Annotated in this window: 14 protein-coding genes; 10 read left to right on the top strand and 4 right to left on the bottom strand. The window is 31.2% G+C overall.

Annotated elements, in window-relative coordinates; translation table 11 throughout:
* Positions 1-763 precede the first annotated feature (763 nt).
* The 3 genes from E4J94_RS16010 to E4J94_RS16020 are packed head-to-tail and all read left to right on the top strand — an operon-like array spanning position 764 to position 7681.
* Positions 764-3721, top strand: a complete 2958-nt coding sequence (locus E4J94_RS16010) for a SusC/RagA family TonB-linked outer membrane protein (protein ID WP_246034357.1) — start codon at positions 764-766, stop codon at positions 3719-3721.
* 28 nt (positions 3722-3749) lie between these two features.
* Entirely contained in the window at positions 3750-5117 is a 1368-nt protein-coding gene (locus tag E4J94_RS16015; RefSeq protein ID WP_135836794.1) for a RagB/SusD family nutrient uptake outer membrane protein, read from the top strand.
* A 59-nt stretch (positions 5118-5176) separates the two neighbouring features.
* Positions 5177-7681: an alpha/beta hydrolase family protein gene (locus E4J94_RS16020; RefSeq protein ID WP_168801899.1), complete on the top strand. Its 2505-nt coding sequence runs from the start codon at positions 5177-5179 to the stop codon at positions 7679-7681.
* Positions 7682-7720: 39 nt separating this feature from the next.
* On the opposite strand, the gene E4J94_RS16025 is transcribed toward E4J94_RS16020, so the two are convergent.
* The 3 genes from E4J94_RS16025 to E4J94_RS16035 all read right to left on the bottom strand — a co-directional run bounded on the left by E4J94_RS16025 (position 7721) and on the right by E4J94_RS16035 (position 9824).
* Positions 7721-8011 carry a DUF6520 family protein gene (locus E4J94_RS16025; RefSeq protein WP_135836796.1) on the bottom strand — a complete coding sequence of 97 codons (291 nt, stop codon included), beginning with the start codon at positions 8009-8011 and terminating at the stop codon, positions 7721-7723.
* 75 nt (positions 8012-8086) lie between these two features.
* The gene (locus E4J94_RS16030; RefSeq protein WP_135836797.1) at positions 8087-9556 is read right to left on the bottom strand and encodes a DoxX family protein; all 1470 of its coding nucleotides are present in this window, start codon (positions 9554-9556) and stop codon (positions 8087-8089) included.
* Between the two features lie 28 nt (positions 9557-9584).
* Positions 9585-9824: a hypothetical protein gene (locus E4J94_RS16035; protein ID WP_135836798.1), complete on the bottom strand. Its 240-nt coding sequence runs from the start codon at positions 9822-9824 to the stop codon at positions 9585-9587.
* A gap of 346 nt (positions 9825-10170) precedes the next feature.
* On the opposite strand from E4J94_RS16035, the gene E4J94_RS16040 reads away from it, so the two are divergent.
* Positions 10171-11808: a helix-turn-helix domain-containing protein gene (locus E4J94_RS16040; protein WP_168801900.1), complete on the top strand. Its 1638-nt coding sequence runs from the start codon at positions 10171-10173 to the stop codon at positions 11806-11808.
* Between the two features lie 1032 nt (positions 11809-12840).
* Positions 12841-12987 carry an AraC family transcriptional regulator gene (locus E4J94_RS17745; protein ID WP_136527206.1) on the top strand — a complete coding sequence of 49 codons (147 nt, stop codon included), beginning with the start codon at positions 12841-12843 and terminating at the stop codon, positions 12985-12987.
* Positions 12988-13000: 13 nt separating this feature from the next.
* Here E4J94_RS17745 and E4J94_RS16045 read toward each other — a convergent pair whose 3' ends face one another.
* A complete protein-coding gene (locus E4J94_RS16045) occupies positions 13001-13657 on the bottom strand; it encodes a hypothetical protein (protein ID WP_135836800.1) in 657 nt (218 codons plus the stop codon).
* Between the two features lie 191 nt (positions 13658-13848).
* Here E4J94_RS16045 and E4J94_RS16050 point away from each other — a divergent pair, with 191 nt between their 5' ends.
* The 5 genes from E4J94_RS16050 (at position 13849) to E4J94_RS16070 (ending at position 17256) form a co-directional block, all read left to right on the top strand.
* Positions 13849-14817 carry a fumarylacetoacetate hydrolase family protein gene (locus tag E4J94_RS16050; protein WP_135836801.1) on the top strand — a complete coding sequence of 323 codons (969 nt, stop codon included), beginning with the start codon at positions 13849-13851 and terminating at the stop codon, positions 14815-14817.
* A 9-nt stretch (positions 14818-14826) separates the two neighbouring features.
* Positions 14827-15705, top strand: a complete 879-nt coding sequence (locus E4J94_RS16055; protein ID WP_135836802.1) for a flavin reductase family protein — start codon at positions 14827-14829, stop codon at positions 15703-15705.
* Positions 15706-15708: 3 nt separating this feature from the next.
* Positions 15709-16377: an NAD(P)H-binding protein gene (locus tag E4J94_RS16060; protein ID WP_135836803.1), complete on the top strand. Its 669-nt coding sequence runs from the start codon at positions 15709-15711 to the stop codon at positions 16375-16377.
* Positions 16374-16559, top strand: a complete 186-nt coding sequence (locus E4J94_RS16065) for a YqaE/Pmp3 family membrane protein (RefSeq protein WP_135836804.1) — start codon at positions 16374-16376, stop codon at positions 16557-16559. The genes E4J94_RS16060 and E4J94_RS16065 overlap by 4 nt, the downstream gene beginning before the upstream one ends.
* A 103-nt stretch (positions 16560-16662) precedes the next feature.
* The gene (locus E4J94_RS16070; RefSeq protein ID WP_135836805.1) at positions 16663-17256 is read left to right on the top strand and encodes a hypothetical protein; all 594 of its coding nucleotides are present in this window, start codon (positions 16663-16665) and stop codon (positions 17254-17256) included.
* The last annotated feature ends 103 nt before the right edge of the window (positions 17257-17359 follow it).

Raw genomic sequence — 17359 nt, forward strand, 5'->3', positions numbered from 1 at the left:
GTTTTGGAATTCGTTGTTAAATAGTGAATTTGAATATTAAAAAAAGAGTTAAAAATCCGACGATTTAGAATCGAAATGCAATTCAATTCTAAATTATTGGAATAAAAAAAGTTGGAGTGTTTGAGTGGAGCGAGTTGCCAACTTTATGGAAATAATTTATTTAGTTGAATCATTGAGAGACTACTGTCGGCATCTTTTTTTGTTTCGTTTTTTGGATGAGCAAAAAATGAAAAAGAAGAGATTCTTCGACAGGCTCAGAATGACAAAGTCCGTTTTTAAAAAGTGGATTTGAGTATTGAAAAAAGGATGAAAAACCGGCATTAAAACTCTCACGTTAAGAAAATATTTGAATGTAACGTTAAAAAGGTTTTAGCCCGTAGGGTTTTTAAAATCTTTAGTGGAATGAGAACATTTTTAGTAGAGAGGTTTACAGCCAAGCGTTTTTTGTTTCGTTTTTTGCGCTCAAAAAATGAAAAAGAAGAGATTCTTCGACAGGCTCAGAATGACAAAATTCATTGTTAAATAGTGAATTTGAATATTAAAAAAAGAATGATAAAGAAAAGACATTTCGATACTATTTTCTTTTTCTATGAAACGAAAATCACTCAATGTGACAGTAAGTAAGAAAAATACGTAAAACGTTAAGCGTAGAACGTAAAACATAACAAAAAACCCCTTTCCCAAAAACAAAGTTGGCGCGATGTACTGGAAAAGGAGTGGCTTTTAAAACTAATGTTGAATTTTAAAAAACTTATGTAAAATTATGAAAATATTTTACTTTAAACTCAATAGACATACAATAAGTGTGCTATTGGGATTGGTTTGTGCTACACCCCTATTCGCACAAACAGGAAAAACCGTGACTGGAACGGTGAAAGATCATAACCATTTGCTCTCTGGTGTGGTGGTAACAGAAGAAGGTACACAGAATAGTGTGCAAACTGATGCGAATGGATACTATTCGTTGACCTTACAGCATGATGATGCTAAACTAATTTTCGAGCAATTGGACTTCCCTATTCGAGAAGAAGAGGTATTGAATAGAAGTGTGATAAATGTAAGTTTCACAAAAGAAGATCACAGGATTCAGCTAAAAGATGTGGTGATAAATGCAGGGTACTATGCTGTAAAAGATAAAGAACGTACGGGGTCTATAGCACGTGTAACGGCTAAGGAAATAGAGAATCAGCCCGTAGATAATTTTTTAGCAACGCTACAAGGGCGGATGGCAGGAGTAGAAATAACTCAAGAAAGTGGTGGTTCTGGAGGCGGATTTCAGATAAAAATACGAGGACAGAACAGTTTAAGACCCGATGCCAATCAACCTTTATTCATTATAGATGGCATCCCCTACTCTTCGGATCCTATTGGAGGCACATCTACCTCTGGAAACAGACCTTCTTTTACAAGTCCGTTATCTACGATTAATCCTGCTGATATAGAAAGTATAGAAGTACTGAAAGATGCTGATGCTACTGCTATATATGGTTCGCGTGGAGCAAATGGTGTGGTACTCGTTACTACCAAACAGGGGAAAATAGGTGCTACACAGGTAAGTATTCGGACATCGATGGGGTTAGGAAAAATTACACGCCCATTGAAATTGATGAATACCAAACAATATCTTGATATGCGTAGACAGGCTTATGCCTATGATGGTATTTCTACTTATCCTACAAATGCTTATGATATAAACGGGACATGGGATATAAACCGATCTACCGATTGGCAAAAAGAATTAATTGGAGGTACAGCAGAATATAACACGATACAAACTTCTATAAGTGGTGGTAACACCGCTTTTAATTATACCGTGAATGGTACACATCACGAAGAAACTACTGTTTATCCAGGATCATTTAAATATTTGAAAAATGCTGTTCATTTGGTTTTAAACTACAAGGATAAAAAGTTTAATCTCTTATTTACGGGTAATTATAGCAATCAAAATAACAATCAACCTTCTACTGATTTAACAACCGTTGCAAGAGAATTAGCACCCAATGCACCTGCTTTATATGATGAAAATGGACAATTGAATTGGGCAAATAATACATGGACCAATCCATTTGCAAGTTTAGAGTCTAAATTTCTATCAAAAATAGATAATCTAACGGCCAATATGATGTTGAGTTATACTATTTTACCTGAATTAACTTTTAAAACCAATTTAGGCTTTACCCAATTGCATAGCCGCGAGTTGAGAACTTTTCCGTCGACTATGTATAATCCTTCTTCTGGGCAAGGTAGTGAATCATCAAGTGTAGAATCTAATCAAACTAATCGTTCTTCATGGATTATAGAACCTCAACTAAGTTGGGATAAGAAATGGAATCAACATCGTTTTTCTTTTCTTATAGGTGCAACTTTTCAGGATCAAACCACTGATAGGCTGTATTTAACTGCCGCTGATTTCCCTTCCAATGAAATGTTATTGTCTTTGTCTACTGCTGCTTTACAATTAATAGGCTTAGATGAAAAAACAAATTACCGTTATCAAGCTTTTTATGGGCGATTGAATTACATCTTACAAGATAAATATATACTTAACGTAACAGCTAGACGAGATGGCTCGAGTCGTTTTAGTCCTCAGAATAGATATTCTAATTTTGGTGCAATTGGTGCGGCTTGGCTATTCACAAAAGAGGATTTTATAAAAAACAATAGATGGTTGAGTTTTGGAAAATTGCGTGGTAGCTATGGAATTACAGGAAGTGATAATATTGGAGATTATCAATATTTAGATAATTATCAAACAACATCCAATCCATATAATGGGACAGTTGGATTAAGTCCTATTCGTTTGTATAATCCCAATTATCATTGGGAAACGAATCGTAAATTAGAAGTTGCGCTAGAATTAGGTTTTCTACATGATCATCTTAATTTTTCTATGGCTTATTATCAAAACAGATCAGGAAATCAATTGGTCGGTATTGCTCTACCTACTACAACTGGTTTTTCTTCTTTTTCTGGAAATTTACCTGCAACAGTAGAAAATAAAGGATGGGAATTTACACTAGGTTCCAAAAATATAACGACTAATAATTGGAAGTGGACAACAGAGGTTAATTTATCTTTTAATCGGAACAAATTACTTTCATATCCAGACCTTGAAAGCTCTGCTTACGCCAATACTTATGTTATCGGTCGATCTATTAACAGCATCAAACTTTATCAATACACAGGTATAAATCCTACAAATAACCAATATGAATTCTATGATTATGATGGAGATGGTAAAATAACTTCTCTGAAAGATCGAATTATACTCACTGATCTTAATCCTTCTTATTATGGTGGTGTCGCCAATCAGATTCGGTACAAACAGTTGAGTTTCGATGTATTATTTCAGTTCGTAAAACAAGAACGACAATTGTATTTGCCAACAGCCATAGCTGGTACAATGACCAATCAGTTAGTAGACTATGGTATACCTATGCAACCATATAGTACTAAAAATTCGCAAATAGCAGCTAATTATAATTTAATGCGAAGTAGTACGCTTTCTATTGTGGATGCTTCTTACATACGATTGAAAAACATTTCGATTACCTATGATATCCCTTTAAAAGATCATTTCTTGAAACCTCAAATCTTTCTACAAGGACAAAATCTATTTACTATAACGCCTTATAAAGGTGGTGATCCCGAATTTAAGTACAACCGATTTCTCCCTCCTCTTCGTACCATAGTAATGGGAATGAAATTAAACTTTTAGTCTGATAAGAATAATAAAATTTAGCACAATGAAAAATATATATACGTTAAGTTTAACTGTCGTTATAAGCGTCTTATTCTTTAGATGCAATGACTTTTTGGATGTTGATGTTCCTACTTCTCAATACAATAGTGAGTTGGTTTTTGCTGATAAAAAGACAACAAATGCTGCGCTTATTAACCTATATGCAGATATGAGAGAAAAAGGTTTTGTAAGTGGACAAATGAGTGCTTTTCCTGTTTCTATTGGTCTATATACCGATGAATTGGATTCGTATCAAATCAATCAAGTAGAATCTCAAAATTTATATAATAATACATTACAGGCAAATAGCGCTACGGTCTTACAATATTGGTCGCAAACCTATTATCAGATCTATATGGCAAATGCTATTATAGAAGGTTGCCAAAATAGTAAAGGCTTATCTACACCAGATAAAAATGGTTTTATAGGTGAAGCACTTTTTGTGAGAGCATTGCTCCATTTTTATTTAGTGAATACCTATGGCGATATTCCTTATATAAAAACAACGAATTATGAGTTGAACAAAAGTGTTTTTCGTTTAGAGAAAGCAAAAGTGTATGAACAAATTACACAAGATTTAGAAGTAGCTATACCGCTATTATCCTCACAAATAACACTACAACGTAATCGTCCTAATCAAGTAACTGCACAAGCTTTACTAGCACGTGTAGAATTGTATAAAGGAAATTGGTTAAATGCTGAAAAATGGGCTTCAACAGTAATCAATACTCCTTCTATAGAATGGCAACAAGATGTTAATCAAGAGTTTTTGAAAGAGAATAAATCGATTATTTGGCAAATATCTCCTAAGCAAGCTGGTAACTATGCGTATGAAGGTGGTACGTACTATGTCGCAACTGGTCCTCCTACTTCTATTGCTTTAACTGAAGTAAATACGCAGTTTGAACCAAATGATCTTCGTCAAAAAAACTGGGTAAGAGAAGTTACAAACGGTACAAGTACTTGGAAACATGCTTATAAATACAAACAAAGAACAAACTCTTCTTCAACAACAGAAAACTCGGTTGTTTTTCGATTAGCAGAACAATTTTTAATTCGAGCTGAGGCACGTCTAAAACAACAAAATAAAGTAGGTGCCTTACAAGATCTAAACAAAATTAGATCAAGAGCTGGTTTACCTGCTTATATCGCATTGACTGATGAGGAATTTATAGAATCTATTTTACTAGAAAGACAGCATGAGTTCTTCTGTGAATTTGGGCATCGTTTTTTTGATTTAAAACGATTGAATCTAATCGATCAAGTACTAACTCCAACAAAATCAAATTGGAAAAGCTATTGCCAACAATGGCCAATTCCTGAACAAGAAATATTAAAGAATTCGAATTTAACACAAAACACTGGATACTAATGAAAACAACTATATTGAAGCATCTTATTGTATTGATACACCTCTTGTTTTTATTTAACATGAAGCCTGTATTTGCACAGCTTACTCACCGAACAGTAAAAGAATCTGAATACGATAAATGGGGAAAAGTCATTGGTTCGCAAATTTCTGAAAAAGGGAATTGGTCTACTATTAGTATGTCTTACGCAACTACAGATTCTGTATTTTTGATTAACAACTTGACGAAACAACAAATAAGTATTTCCGGAATAAGAGAAGGTGCTTTTATGAAAGAAAATTCTTTTCTATGGTTAAAAAATAACAATCTTTCTATACTTAATTTGAAAACGCTAGAAAATATTGAGATTCCTGATGTAAAAAAATATGTTGTTTCAATGGACAAGAATATTCTTATTTCCATAGAAAAACACAACAATACACAACGAATTGTTTTGCGAGATATAAAAGGTAATAGCATAAAAACCATTGAAAATACGCGTAATTATAGTTTTGATAATGAAACAAATCGAATGGTATATGAAAAAATAGTTGATACTAGTGTCTTTTTAGAATACATAGATCTTTCTCGCCCTTTATCATCGAATGCGGTAGTACATAAAGAAGCTGGTTCTTACATTAATTTTAAATGGAACGACAATGGTGTCGTTATATTATCGCAAAACGAAAACGCCTTGTCTAGCATTTGTTATTTTGATCTAAAAAGTAAAAACTTAGACTGTATGAATACTGATTTGATAGAAGACGAAATCGATCAAACAACAAATACATTGTATCTTTCTGATAATGCTGAATTCATTTATTTCAACGCCAAAAAGAAGTTGGTAAACAGAACAACAAATGATTCCGTAGAAATATGGTATGGTTCGGATCAGCTGATCTATCCAATTAGAAAAATGAGAGATGAACGAGGTTATACCCCTTATACTTGGGTTTGGAATAGAGTAGAAAATACTGTAAAACAGATTACAGACGATGAATTACCTAATATACATTATTTATCGAATAGTAATAAGCTCTTATTATACAACCCATATCAAAACACAACAGATAATAAATTGATAAACGATTATGATGTTTATTTCTATGATTCGAAAACAGCTGTTAAGAAAAGAATTATTCAAGAATTTGATCCAAATACTCATTTATTCGGAAATGTAGGACAAACAGATGATTTTGTTTACTACTATGACAATAATTGGTGGTGGTATAATACAAAACTTGAAACAGCTACAAATCTGACTTCTTCCATACATGCCGAATGGGATAACAAATTACTAGATGAAGGTTATCAACAAATTGCATGGGGAATTGCAGGAATCTCAAATGATAAACAATACCTCTATCTATATGACACCTATGATATATGGAAAATAAATGTAAAAACATTAGCTTCTACTAAGTTGACAAAAGGTAGAGAATCGCAGCAAGTTTTTCGTTTTGAGTTATTGACGAAATCAAAAAACACGTCGGATATCCGTCTTATTGACGAAACTAAGAACAACAGATTGGTTATAAACGATCTAAATACAAGAATTAAATCTTATGCCATATTAAAGCCTAATCATACAATTGATTTACTATTGACAAGTAATGATTTTTTATATACAAGGTTGCAACAAGCCAAGTTAACAACAGATTTTATTTACTTAAAAGAAGCCTATAATTTACCACCAGAATTGTGGTATAAAAAAGATATTAAAAGTGAACCAATACAATTATTCGCAACGAATAAACAACATTATCTTTATGATTGGGGAACATCCGAATTATTGCATTACACAACTGTAGATGGAAAAAAACTAAAAGCTGCTATATTTTATCCACCGAATTACAAGAAAGGAAATGTATATCCTGCTATAGTTCGTGTCTACGAAAATTTGTCACAAACAGTAAAAGAATACCACAATCCATCGATGTATAACAACATAGGATTTAACGTATCAAATCTTACGCAACAAGGTTATATTGTTGTACTTCCTGATATGGTATATGATAAAGGTTTTACTGGTGCATCTGCTACAAATTCAGTTGTAGGAGTTCTGAACAAACTAATTGATGGAGGTGTAACTGAAAAAGGAAAAATAGGATTGATTGGACAGTCATTTGGAGGATATGAAACCAATTTTATACTTACACAAACCGATTTATTTAGTGCTGCTGTTACAGGAGCAAGTTTATTTGACTTGGTAAAAGACTATTTTTGGAATGAACCTTACGAAAAAACAGAAAGCTGGCGCTATGAAAATTTTCAATTTAGAATAAAAAAGCCTTTTTTTGAAGCGCCCGAACTTTATATAAAAAATTCTCCTTTGTATCATGCAAGTAGAATCACAACACCAATATTGAGTTGGACAGGTAAAAATGATACTACTGTACCTCCAGAACAAACTCTGACAATTTATACCGCTTTGAGAAAACTCAAAAAAAAGATTGTTATGTTACGCTATCCTGAAGCAAGACATTTTGTTACAAGTAAAGAAGATCAAACAGATTTGACAAGGAGAATAGAACAATGGTTTGCTTTTTATTTGAAAAACGAACCAAAAAGTAGTTGGATTAAATAACCAACAAATAAGAAGAGGTTCCTTTCGGAACCTCTATTTTTAATTAATTGGTTTATATAATTCTAAAATACACTGACCAACACCATTTTTTTGCCAAACTTGCTGTGGAGTTGCTTCTTCTGTCATACAAAGTTGATCTGTAGATACAGGTGTACAATCAACTTTAATTTCTTCACAATCTGTAGACGAACTATGTCGAATAAATCCATCGATTAAAGCAGCATCTTTGATAGATTCGTTGCTTTTTGTTTGCTGTGTAGCAAACGCTCCTATTCCAGCCAATAAAAATGCTGCAATAGGCAATACTGTTTGAAGTTTTAAATTTTTCATTTTTTGTAATTATTTTGGTTTTAACCTACTATATTATACAGGTGTTCGGTTATCCTCCTGCTATCGGCCGATAGTTTATTGTATGATTTTCGTATTAAGCGTATATACAACCAGTTGATTCTTTATAATTGCATATAAGTTGTTATTGTTAATAATAAATTCATTTGTTTTTTGACGATTAACATCATAGAGATAAAAACTACCTTTATACAATTGTTTTTGATAATCATATATATCTACTGCTGAAGCTTGTTTCCATACTTGATTATCTTCAAATTGTCCTTTTTTAGTAGAATTTATATACAATAGTCCATTATCTACTGCTGCTAAGCGGTTTACTACACTATTGGGATTTAATAATTTTTGCTGATTTTGCTGATTCGTTATAACTTTAAGTGGTGCTAAACGGGTGGTGTCTATTGTATGAGATCTAGTGATTACATCTAAATTTTTATTCGCAACTGTATAATTGTTTCGATAATAGTATACATATAGAAATTTATTTTGTTGTAAATCAAACAACGGAATACCATCTGTATCAAAAATCCCTTGTGTTGCTTCCCCTAATATTGATGTAGTGGTAAATTGTTGAACAGAAGGTGCTAAATTATATCGTGCTAGTATATTTTGCTTTGTTTTAAAATCTTGCTTACGGACAAATAACTCGTCTGTTGAACTTATAACAGCTTTCGAAAAATAAAGGGTTGGATCTGTTGATAATACTTTAGCTTCCCATGTTTTGATATCCCCTTTAAAGATTACAGGAACAGTTCCATCTACTAAAAAGAAATGTGGAGATGAAATAAATATTTTAACTGTACGAAAAGGAAAGTCGTCTTGATCGATTTTAATTATTAGCTCACGAGATTGATAATTATCTAAATCTATTTCCGTTACATAAAGAGGTGCAAATCGATTTCCTAAGTACAGCTTATTGTTTGTAACACCAATAAAATAGTGTGAATTATTTTTAAGCTTATACGAATGTTTACCAATCACAATATCTTTCAAATATTTTCGAATAAATGGATTCTGTTTAGACATCTTTGCTTCTGATTGCAAGAATAAAATAACAACACAACCCACACTCAAAATACCAATTACAATTAATTTCAAGAAAAGCTTTCGTTTTACACTTTCTCTTGTAATCATAATAGCAATGATGGAAAGACCAACAAAGACTACATTAAAAATTAAATGCTCTGTCCATCCCATCTTTTCTAAAATACCGCCACAGGAACATGGAATGAAATCGCTGTAATTTAATATCAGATAAATATAGACTGTAAATGCTATCATTAATCCGAATGAAGCGTAAAGCCCAATTAATCGCCATCTTTTATAACAAAGCAGTAATGCAATCACTATTTCCGCAATAATAACTGCATAAGAAATGAATCCTGCATAAACACTAAGCAATGGTGATTGAGCCAATTGAATTTGAAAATTCTCAAAATCCATCAGCTTGCTTACCGCCGCATAAATAAACAACACAATAAATAGGTAGCAGATGAGTGTTTGTATAAATGGATCGTATTTTCTCATCTTAATGTGTTTTAGGGTTTAAAGTGAACTACTCACCTCCTTCTTCAGTACGTTTGATGTAAGGATCTTTATCTTTTGGTGGATCAGCTTCTTCTTGAATAGAATCAGCAGTAACGATACTATCCAATTCTATATGTAAATCTGATTTGCGTTTTTGTTCTACAACAGATAAACCATCTGATCTTAATTGTGGAGCTTCCTCCTCCTCTATACATTGATAAAATAGGAAACTAATGATGCTAATGAATAAATAAGTTTTTGTTTTCATAGTCGTGTTTTTTAGGATTATTTATATTCTTAGCTTAAAATTAGAAGGCATAATGATTAAAACAATAAAGAAGCACGTCAAAAACATAAACACTATGTTGATTTTATAAAAGTGTCACCTGTAATCGTTTATATTATTAATAAACAACAAATTACCAAATGTTAATTTTTTAATTTACTATGAAAAAGATATCCTACCACGCTGTATAAATGTGTGAAATTTATAAATTCATACATTTCATAGAGTAATCGATTAGTGATTTGTAACAATTTACAATCGTAATTTAATTAAAATAAGTAACTTACATAAAAATCTACTACTGTTTTCATCTAAAAAAACAATGCTTATGAAAACATCTATACCTCTTCTAATTGGATTTTTATGGCTTATTTTAAACATCGAAAATGTCTATGCAATTGATCTACTAAGCACACAAACAAATGATTTTCTGGTTCAGAGAATTGATTCATTTCAAACCGATAAGAACAATCCCGAAGTTTGGAAGTACATTAATGCTTATATCCTAAAGGCTAAGATTAGTAATGATGACGAAACTTTATTCTATGGCTATAAAGAAGCTATTTACTATTCACAGGATTATGCAACCAAATTAAAATATGCTGATAGTGCGATAGTTGTTGCTCAACAGACAAGGAATAATGATTTGATTGTTCAAAGTTTTCTTTCGAAAGGATTGGTTCATTATCAATTCAAGAAATTTCAACCAGCTTTAAAGAATTATTTATGGGCTGAAAAGAAATTGAATAAAAAATCGTCTAACTATTTAACACATAAAGTCCTTTTTAATGTTGCTTTAATTAAATTTCAATTAAAACAATTTAGTGAAGCAGAACTATTATTTCAGAAATGTATTATTTACTTTGAAAATAATAGTTCGGATGTAAATCATCATGCTTATTATTTAAATAGCTTATATTATTCCGTTCAAATTTTACAGGCTCAACATAAATACACTGATGCTAATCAACTTAATCATATCGGTTTGAAATTGAGTCAAGATTCGCAAAACGACTATTTTATTCATTATTTCACCTATTTAAAAGGAGTTCAATTTTATTTAGAAAAAGAGTATCAACAATCTATAGTCATATTAACAAATGAATTAGATTATTTAAAAGATCAACAAGATTCTAATACACTTAGTTTGGCTTATTTTTATATTGGTAAATCTTACGAGGCAATAAATGAAGTACAAAAAGCAATTATATATTTTGAAAAAATAGATCAACTTTTTAATGAATATGATTTTTTAGATAGCGATGTTCGTGCTGCTTACGATGCCTTAATCCATAATTCTGAAAATAATCGTAATTACCCAAATCAATTGTATTATATCAATCAGTTACTAAAACTAGATCATTTGACTCAGCAAAATACAGTAAAGCTATCTCCCGTTCTCCAAAAAGAATATGATGAAAAAGAACTGTTAGAGTTGAAGAAAAATGTTGAATTCAAAATCACCATCTACCCTATTTTGATAGGTTTTGTGATCATATTATGTTCAATCGGGGTATTGTATGGTTACAAACGTTTTTTCAAAAAGCTTACTACAGATAAAAGGAAAATAAAAGATCCTTCTATTGTTGAGATTCCTGCTGAAGTTGTAAATCATGTCTTGAATCAGCTGAATGATTTTGAAATGAATCACTTGTTTGTACAAAAAACTTTAACCTTAGCTCAGTTAGCAAAATCATTTAAAACCAATTCTGCATATTTATCAAAGATTGTTAACTCAGAAAAAGGAACTAATTTTTCAAATTACATCAATCAACTTCGAATAAATTATGTTCTTCATCTCCTAATGGATTCAGATCAGTATCATCAACATTCAATTGGTGATTTAGCAGAATTAGTAGGTTTTTCATCTTCTCGCCAATTTTCGAATGTATTCTTTCAATTGACTTCATTTCGCCCTTATGAATATATAAAACAATTGAAATTCAATCTAAACAAAGACGATTAAAAAGAAAAACGTAAACAACATTTTCATCTCTAAGTAGTAGCAGGATACTCCCAACATCAAGGCAAGATAAAGGCAACATAGTGGCAGTAGAATGTATGTAAACGATTTTAGATGTACGATGTAATAAGTATTACGTAAAAAGTAGTATGTATTAAGTATTTTAGATTTTAAAATTGAGATGAAAAAATGTAAGATGTAATCTGTCAAACTGAATTAATTTCAGTTTCTCATCCAATGGATTGAAGCTCCTCTGCAAATCGTATATCAACTTTAGAATCCTTTATTAATAATCAACTTGAATTAGAAAAACGGCATTAAAACTCTCACGTTAAGAAAATGTTTGAATGCAACGTTAAAAAGGTTTTAGCCCGTAGGGTTTTTAAAATCTTTAGTGAAATGATAACATATTTTTAGTAGAGAGGTTTACAGCCAAGCGTTTTTTGTTTCGTTTTTTGCGCTTAAAAAATGAAAGAAAGAGATTTCTCGATCACTTCGATTCATTCAGCAGACATCGAAGATAATAGGTGACTGTCATTCTAAAAGAGTGATAACGGAATGAGGAATCTTGTTATTCATCTTTTTTTGGATAAGCTTCCCCTAAGGACATATGAATACCGATAATTAAAATAAATATTCAATGAATAAAAAAAGTGACATAAAGATTCTTCGACAAGCTCAGAATGACAAAGTCCGTAAAACTTTATAAAACCTATGTTTCTATTGTGGTTAGAAAATTAAAGGATTCAGTTCTTCACTTCGATACTTCAGTAGACTCTCAGTAACCGAGGTTCAGTGCCCCTATTCAAAAAGATAGTAAATACCGTCACTTCGAGTGATTTTCGAAATGTAATGTAGAAAATTGTATCGAGAAGTTAGACGTTTTAAAACGATTTTCTTCTTATTCTTCGACTTAATAAATGTGACAGCAAGAAAGAAAAAAACGTATCACGTTAACCGTATAACATAGACAATTCCAAATGACAGGATACTCCCAACATCGAGGCAAGATAAAGGCAACATAGTGGCAGTAGAATGTATGTAAAAGACTTAGCTGAGTTAGGAGGCTTTTCCTATGTACGTCATTTTTCTGATGCTTTTTTTCAATTTACTTCTTTACGTCCCTATGATTATATCAAGCAAATAAAACACTATTTGAAATGGAATGAATTGAAAAAATAATTTAAATAACAGATTATTCTAAAATAGTACCATCTGTATAAACAACTTTTTCAATTTTAATTACAAATTTTAGATCTTCGAATTTGCTATTTTTAATCTTAATATCTTGATCCATAAATTGATTGTAATCATAATAAGCTTCATTTGAGTAGACTTGATTTGGCGCAATTTTGTCATTTGTTAAACTCATCTGAAATCCCTCTCCAACTTCGTCACCTAATTTATCAAAAATATTAAAACTAAATTTTAATGCATCAATTGTTTTATCAGATTTGTTTTTAACAGCATATTTTAAAACATTTGATGACTCCCAATCTCCTTTATAAAAACTTTTTCCTGTTATTGAAACAGTTAAAGCATCGCTCATTTTCTTAGCCTTTTCTGCTTCTGCTTTTTCTGCTTCAAGCTTAAGTTTCTCTTGATCATCCTTATATGCTTTTGCTTCCTTTAGAATATCATTATAAGTCTTATCATCTAATGACTCTCCTGATAATTTAGATTTTAAAATCCAACCTGCTAGTAATTGCAAATCTTCATCAGACATCTTATTAGATTCTTTTAATTCTTTTGCATCTTGTTTTAATGTTGCTTCAGAATATTTTTTATCCAAAGGATTACTACAACTAATTAGCGCTACAGTAAATAAGAATAAAGTAATTTTTTTGATCATAAATTGTTAATTTTTACAAATATATACCTTATTACTTTTATATTTTACGGTTTCACGTAACACAAATAAAAGCCTTTTATAAAACTACATAAGCTAATTATTATAAATTTATAATACTGTTCATCATATTTAATAAATAGTATTTTAACATTAAAATCATCTTCGTATCTTCACCTCTCAAACAACAAATAATGAAATTCGTTACTTTCTTAGAAAATCAACAAGAAAAAGTAGGTCTTGTTTGGCAAGATGCTATCTATGATTTGACAAAAATTAATCACAACTTACCCACTACTCTAATTGATATCTTGGCTGATGATGAGTTCTCTCTTTTAATATGTCAACAGATCACAAACGAAATATCGCGTGGTGAATATAAAAAAGCTATTATAAAAGAACCTCAAATCTTAGCTCCAATACCTCATCCATCAAGTTTTAGAGATGCATATGCATTTCGTCAACATGTGGAAACTTCTCGCTTGAATAGAGGATTGGATATGATTCCTGAATTTGATCAATTTCCTGTATTCTATTTTTCTAATCATCAAGCCATTCAAGGTCCTGGAAAAGTCTATGCAATGGAAAAACATTTTGATCGCATGGATTTCGAACTTGAAATTGCTATTGTTATCAAAAAAGAAGGTATCAATATAAAAGCTGAAAATGCAGATGAATATATTGGAGGTTTTATGGTTTTGAATGATTTAAGTGCACGTGCATTACAAATGGAAGAAATGAAATTGAATCTTGGTCCTGCAAAAGGAAAAGATTTTTCTTCTATGTTTGGTCCATATTTAGTTACACCAAATGAAATTGAAAATTATAAAGTTGCTCCTAAAGAAAATCATATCGGAAATTGTTATGATCTAGAAATGACATGCTCTGTAAATAATGTAGAAGTTTCTCGTGGAAATTTCAAGGATATGCATTGGACTTTCGCGGAAATTATAGAACGTATTTCTTATGGTGTTAAACTATTTCCAGGTGATATTATCGGTTCTGGAACTGTAGGCACTGGTTGCTTTCTTGAATTGAATGGAACTGGAAAACGCAAAGACTCTTCTTACCAAGAACAATGGTTACAACCAAATGATACGATTGAAATGTCTGTAACAGGATTAGGAAAATTAGTAAATTCTGTTCATCTTTATAACCAATAAACTCAATTTATGCAACATACAAAATCTTTTGAGCCAAATACAAGTCAATTTGATGATATTTTCAAACACGCCATTTCTCCTCGTCCTATTTGCTTTGCAAGTACGATGGATAAAGATGGAAATGTGAATTTAAGTCCTTTTTCATTCTTTAATATGATGGGACAAAACCCTCCTATTTGTGTCTTTTCTCCATTAAGAAAAATGAGAGATGGATCAACAAAACATACATTAGAAAATGTTTGGGAACACCCTGAATGTGTAATTAATATTGTGAATTATAACATTGTTCAACAACAATCATTGGCGAGTGTTGAATACCCGAAAGGTGTAAATGAATTTGTGAAAGCTGGCTTTACAGAACTTCCTTCAGAATTAGTAAAACCTCCTCGTGTAGCCGAATCGCCTGTTCAGCTAGAATGTAAGGTACGTGAAGTGATTTCTATTACAGATCAACCTGGAGCAGCAAATTTAGTGATTGCAGAAGTGGTTCGCTTACATATTCACGAAGATTTGTTAGATGAAAACAACAAAGTTTCTCCTTATGATTTAGATCTAGTGGCACGTATGGGAGGCGATTATTACTGTCGTGTTATTCCAGAGTCTATCTTCGAAGTTGAAAAACCTACACGTACTATCGGCTTAGGAATAGACCAACTTCCTGATGAAGTGAAAAATTCGAACTATTTATCAGGAAACAATTTAGGTCAATTGGGAAATGTAGAGAAATTGCCAACAGAAGAAATGATTCTTAATTTTAAAGAACAACTAACACAACGATTAGATATTCAGAAGTTTAAATCTGCTGAAGTACGTCATCAAGTTGCTGCAAAACTTTTGGAACAAGGTGATGTAAATGGCGCTTGGTATTGGTTGTTAATGAAAATTTAGACCATGAAAACTGCATTGGTTCTAGGAAGTACAGGTTTAATTGGGGCTATTCTTTTAAAAAAATTATTGAATCATCCTGATTATTCTACAATTGTTACAGTTGTTCGAAAACCTCAGCAAATTAATCATCCAAAATTGATTGAAGTAGTTACTGATTTCAATTCGGATATTAATTTAGATAAAATCGAACAAATTGATTCTATTTTTTCGTGTTTAGGAACAACACGTAAAAAGACACCAAATTTAGATGCTTATCATAAAATAGAAGTTGACATTCCAAACCAATTCGCAAAACTTGGAATTCAAAAAGGATTAGTGAAGTTTCATTATATTTCGGCTGTTGGTGCAAACTCGAATTCGTCAAACTTTTATTTAAAAATGAAAGGCGAAGCCGAACAAACGCTACAAAATAACGAAATCAAACAATTGTTTCTGTATCGTCCGTCTTTGTTAATTGGTCATCGTGGTGAATATCGTATGGCAGAAAATATCAGTGCAAAAGTTTTTCCTTTGATTAATTTCTTTTTAAGTGGAAAACTTTCGAAATATAAATCAATTGAAGCCGAAAAAGTTGCACAATCATTAATCGAAAATGATTTATACTCAACACCAAATAAAGTTACAATTTTACATTTTAACGAAATTATTAATTCAATAAGTACAACAAAATGATCATATTAGCCGTACTCTTACCTTGGTTATCATTCATTTTAAGAGGAAAAATAATACAAGGCGTTATTTGCTTAATCTTACAAATTACCTTAATTGGATGGTTGCCCGCTGCAATTTGGGCAGTTGCTTCTCTATTGGACGGAAGAAATAAAGCAAGAATAAAAAATTTAAAAGACAACTAAATTAGTTGTCTTTTTTATTACCCATATTGAAATTCAATATTTATAGTGATTTTTTTGTTTTCAATTTTAAATAATTTAGCCCTATCAAATTAGAGAAAGGGATATGAAAAAAATAACATTACTAACTGCATTTAGTCTTTTTGCTTCATTTGCAAATGCTCAAGAATATTCTACAAATAACATTGTTATAAAGCAAGATAATCAAGTGTTTAATATTTATGATGCAGAACAAACTATAAAACTACGTCCAGCAGAATTTAGTATTGAATATTTGAATAAACCATATCAAGAAAAGAAAAATCTCTTTTATGCAGCGCAAGCTTTAGTCACAGATAGTACTGTCGATACAAATTTGCAAGAAGGTGTAAGAATAGATAACATCCCCTATTTTGAACCAGGAACAGGCTTTGCAGCTGAAAAAAATCAGGTGATATATTATCCTTTTTTATCTTCTGATGGACATCAATATCTATATTACGTTTCGAATAAAGATAAACGAGTTGAAAAAACAGGAACGTCTAATAATTGGGACATATACAAATGGACATTAAAAGGTGTTTATCAATATGATGCAGAAATGGATTGGAATATATACGATAATACAGAAGTAAATATTATATTAATCATTGATCGCAATTTGGATGGAATTCTACAAAAAGGAGAATTCTTTAACATTCATATTGATTTTCAGAAGTAAAAAAAACATCATCGAACTAACTTAATATTGAAATGCAAACTAAAGCAATCTCTGGATTGTTTTAGTTTCTTTCGTTCTAGAAAAAGACATTATATTAGCTTAT

It is taken from the genome of Empedobacter tilapiae, assembly GCF_004785645.1.
Taxonomy (GTDB): Bacteria; Bacteroidota; Bacteroidia; order Flavobacteriales; family Weeksellaceae; genus Empedobacter; species Empedobacter tilapiae.